Annotated in this window: 4 protein-coding genes; 3 read left to right on the top strand and 1 reads right to left on the bottom strand. The window is 75.1% G+C overall.

What is annotated here, in order from left to right; translation table 11 throughout:
- Positions 1 to 52: 52 nt before the first annotated feature.
- Positions 53 to 283, bottom strand: coding sequence for a hypothetical protein (locus tag AOK09_RS34730; RefSeq protein ID WP_055591187.1), 231 nt, complete (start codon positions 281 to 283; stop codon positions 53 to 55).
- A 255-nt stretch (positions 284 to 538) separates the two neighbouring features.
- On the opposite strand from AOK09_RS34730, the gene AOK09_RS34725 reads away from it, so the two are divergent.
- The 3 genes from AOK09_RS34725 to AOK09_RS34715 form a co-directional block, all read left to right on the top strand.
- Entirely contained in the window at positions 539 to 1,117 is a 579-nt protein-coding gene (locus AOK09_RS34725; RefSeq protein ID WP_055591186.1) for an HAD domain-containing protein, read from the top strand.
- Positions 1,114 to 1,602, top strand: a complete 489-nt coding sequence (locus AOK09_RS34720; RefSeq protein ID WP_055591185.1) for a hypothetical protein — start codon at positions 1,114 to 1,116, stop codon at positions 1,600 to 1,602. Before AOK09_RS34725 ends, AOK09_RS34720 begins: the two co-directional genes overlap by 4 nt.
- 377 nt (positions 1,603 to 1,979) lie before the next feature.
- The coding region (locus AOK09_RS34715) for an MMPL family transporter (RefSeq protein WP_055591188.1) at positions 1,980 to 3,645 on the top strand (1,666 nt) is incomplete at its 3' end.

The raw sequence follows: 3,645 nt of genomic DNA, 5'->3' as shown, positions 1-3,645 counted from the left end.
GTGGCGGCCCGGGCCGCCACCCCGGCGTCCCGACCGTCGAGCGGCCTGCCGGTCAGCGCTCGGCTGCGAGGTGGCCGGGGTGCGCCGGGCGGCCGTCGCGGCGCAGGCGGTGGAGCCTGAAGCGGTCGAACAGCACCGGCGTGGGGAACCGGTTCGCCGCGGTGGCGGCCGACGAGTGGTAGTAGCTGACGGTGATGGTCGTGCGCCCACCGATCAGCGAACCGGGGTCGACGTCGACGACCGCGACACCGTAGGCGACACGGCGGTGTCCACCGCGGATCACGCCCGGCCGCAGGCACCGGGCACACCTGACGGGCCGTTGTCCGACCCGGCCGGCGGTTGCAGACGGCGCCCGGGTCGTACGCCACCGGCCCAGGAGCGGGCCCGCCACCTGTCCTGCCTCCCTCGAACCGAAGAGGACACTGTCCGACGAGCTCGGCCCGTCCGACGCCCGCCGACGCCGTGTGGACCCCGCGCGCACTCCCACGAGGGGATATCCCGGTGCGCGGCCGGCGCTCCCGGCGCTACGGTGCAGGCCATGACCGCGCCGAGGCAGCGCCCGCTGCTCCTGCTGGATGTGGACGGGCCCCTCAATCCCTACGCCGCCCAGCCGGAACGACGGCCGCACGGCTACGCCACCTTCCGCATGAGACCGCCCTCCTGGCAGGCCTCCCTCGCCGCCTCGCGCCCGTACGGCAGGCCGCGGGCCGCCGAGTACACCAAGCCGCTGCGGGTGTGGCTCAACCCCGACCACGGACCGCAGCTGCGGGCACTGCCGTTCGAGCTGGTCTGGGCGACCACCTGGATGCACGAGGCCAACGCGTTCATCGCCCCGGAGCTGGCCCTGCCCGAGCTGCCGGTGATCGAGTGGCCCTCGATCGACCTCCACCGCCAGGATCCCGAGGGTCTGCACTGGAAGACCCGGCAGGTGGCCGCCTGGGCCGCAGGGCGTCCCTTCGCCTGGGTCGACGACGAACTCACCGAGGCGGACCGCGCCTGGATCGCCGCCCACCACGACCAGCCCGCCCTGCTCCACCACGTCGACCCGCGCCGGGGCCTGACCGAGGCGGACTTCACCGCGCTGGCGGACTGGGCCGAGCGGACCGCTGCACCGTGACCTACGACATCGGCTTTCTGCACGTCGCACCCGGCCGGACCTTCGCCGAGGCCCTCGAGGAACGCAACTCCGGCTGGAACGCGGACACCTGGGATCCCCGCCACCCGGTTCCGCCCATGCGCCCCACCCCCGACCAACGACGGCAGTGGGAACGGACCGTCCGCCGGGTCGCCGCCGCATTCGGCCCCGTGGAGGTGGAGGAGTTCCCGTCCACCTGGACCCTGCACCGTCACGGGCCGGAGGGCAGCCTGCAGCTGGACTGCGACGGGAACGGGGCGGAGATCGAGATCCCCTACCGCTACCCGGGCGAGGCCGCCCTGCCGATCGTGGTCGTCGCCTACCGGATCGCTCGCATCGTGGAGGAGGAAACCGGGATGACCGGCTTCGACTTCGAGGCCGACCAGCCTGTCTCCGGCGGCGATGTCCGCATCGCCGCCGCCCGGCTCGGCGGCGTGGCCCAGTGGGTCCGGGACAACCTGGTCTGACGTCGGCCGCACGACTCACCGGAGCGCATCCGTCCACCGGGCACGGATGCGGGCGGATCTCCGACGGGCCGGGCCTAGACCCCACCGCCCGGGGCCCGGCCTGCGGCGAGGAGTTGCTTCTGCACCCCCGCGGGCACGGCCGGTCAGCCGGGCCGCCCGGCGCGGGGCGGGGCGCCGTCCGCCCGCCGAGCCGGACCCGGGGCTGCTCGGCTCGGCGTCGTACTCCCGTGGGAGTAGCCGGCCGCACGGCGCACCCCGCGCAGTAGCGGACGGCTCAGCCTGGTGCCGGACGAAACGGGGCCGCCGGGCCGGAAGCCTGGAAGGCAGCAGACCACCGGACCGGAGGGAGGCCCGCCGTGGGGGCCCCGATCACCGCAATCGTCGAACCGGCGCCGCCGAGGCAGCCGGGGAAGCGCCGAACGCGCACCCTGCTGCCCTGGGCGGTGCTGGCGCTCTGGCTGGCCGTGCTCGCACTCGCGGGCCCTCTGGCCGGGAAGCTGGCGGACGTTCAGCAGAACCGGGCGGTGGACTACCTCCCCGCGAGTGCGGACTCCACCCAGGTGGCGAAGGTGCAGGACGCACTGCCCGGCGGCGAGGCGACCGAGCTGGTCGTCGTCTACCACCGCGACAGCGGGCTGACCGCGGCCGACCGGGCCCGGGCGCAGGAGCAGATCTCCGGGATCGCCCGGACCCACCGGCTCACCGCGACCCCCGTCGCGGTCCCGTCCAGGGACGGCACCACGCTGATGTACCCGGTCGCCAGTACCCAGCCGGGGCAGGACGACGACGCGAGGAACGCCTTCGTGAACGACGTGCGCCGCGCCGCCGACGGCGGCGGCGGGCTGACCGCCGAGGTCGGCGGCGCAGGGGCGCTGAACACCGATATGAAGGGGGTGTACTCCTCCCTCGACGGGCCGCTGCTGTACACCACCGTCGCCGTGGTCGCCGTGCTGCTGATCCTGATCTACCGCAGTCCGCTGCTGTGGCTGCTGCCGCTCGTCGTCGCGGGCGTCGCCGACGGGACCGCCATGGCCGGGGTCTACGGCCTCCACCAGGCCTTCGGCATCACCGTCACCGGCCAGAGCCAGGGCGTGATGACCATCCTGGTCTTCGGCGCGGGCACCGACTACGCCCTGCTGCTGGTCGCCCGCTACCGCGAGGAACTGCGCCGCGTCCCGCGTCCCTACGAGGCCATGCGCGCGGCCCTGCGCGGCTGCGGCCCGGCGGTCCTTGCCTCCTCCGGCACGGTCGCCGCCGGGCTGCTGTGTCTGCTCGCCGCCGACCTCAACAGCAGCCGGGGGATGGGCCCCATCGCGGCGGTCGGTGTGCTGAGCGCGCTGGTGGCGATGACGACCCTGCTGCCCGCGCTGCTGGTGCTGCTGGGCCGCCGGGTGTTCTGGCCGCTCGTCCCGGCGTACGGGAGCAGGCCGCCGCAGCGCCGCGGGCTGTTCGCCGCGATGGGCGCCTCGGCGGCGCGCAGGCCGGTGGCGGTGCTCGCGGCCGGGGCGGTGCTGCTGGGGGCGCTGGCGCTGGGCGCGTTCCAGCTGCCGGGGAGCCTGAAGAACGAGAACGCCTTCACCGCGAAGCCCGAGTCGGTGGCCGCGATGCAGACCCTGGCGCGCGCCTTCCCCGGCAGCGGCACCCAGCCGATCACCGTCGTCGCGCCCACCAGGCGGGCGGCCGAGGCGCTGGCGGCGGCCCGTACGGCCGGCGGGGTCGCGGCCGTGGAACGCGGCCGCAGCGGCGGCGGCTGGACCGAGCTGCTGGTCACCGCGGAGGCCGCACCGGAGACGCCCGCCGAGACCGCCGTCATCAAGGACCTCCGGGCCCGGCTGGACGGCCGCTACGGCGCATATGTCGGCGGGGCCAGCGCCCAGCAGATCGACCTCGCGGACACCAGCGCCCGCGACCGCTGGATCGTGGTACCGCTAGTGCTGCTCTCCGTTCTGCTGATCCTCGTCGGGCTGCTGCGCAGTCTGGTCGCGCCGCTGCTGCTGGTCGTGGCGGTGGTCGCGGTGTGGGGGGCGGCGCTGGGCATCGGGG

Origin of the sequence: Peterkaempfera griseoplana (assembly GCF_001418575.1) — a bacterium.
GTDB classification, from domain to species: domain Bacteria; phylum Actinomycetota; class Actinomycetes; order Streptomycetales; family Streptomycetaceae; genus Peterkaempfera; species Peterkaempfera griseoplana.
Note: the sequence above shows the minus strand (reverse complement) of the source record. Positions and strands in the feature narration are given on the sequence as shown.